Source organism: Microbacterium sp. Leaf351, assembly GCF_001423825.1.
Lineage (GTDB): Bacteria > Actinomycetota > Actinomycetes > Actinomycetales > Microbacteriaceae > Microbacterium > Microbacterium ginsengisoli.
Window position 1 is genome coordinate 1 of record NZ_LMPK01000022.1, and the last position, 421, is coordinate 421.

Genomic DNA, 421 nt, shown 5'->3' on the forward strand with positions numbered 1-421 from the left:
ACCCATCAAATGGAAACCGACGACTCACAGAACGTCCGGACCGAATGAAGGGGGCGGCTCACGGGCAACTCGATGATCTGCTCCTATTCCTCAGGGGTCGACGGGAGGCCTATCAGTTCAAGGGTGGGGTTAGCCGCGCGACCATTACGTTCAGCGAACTCGTCCGCGCTGGTCAGACTCCCGCCAAGCAGCCCGCCGACTCGCTCTGGAGGGCACTTGCCCGAGGGTGGCAGCGGCTGAAAGACAAGGACGAACGGCCGCTGACCGTGCACCTCTCGATGGCCGCTGCCTATTCGACATCTGACCACGTCTTGGAGGCAGTCGGACACCCGTCCCCCGATCACTTCCGTGCGTTCGCTGCGAGAGCGTTGGAACCGCTTATCGCAGGCAGCAAGACAGTTGAAGATCTTCCGGAGTGGGG

General features: G+C 62.0%; 1 protein-coding gene. It reads left to right on the plus strand.

All coding sequences use genetic code 11. The annotated features are described in order from the left end of the window. Positions 1-44 precede the first annotated feature (44 nt). On the plus strand, positions 45-421 hold a 377-nt coding region (locus ASG00_RS17690; RefSeq protein ID WP_235559434.1), incomplete at its 3' end, for a hypothetical protein.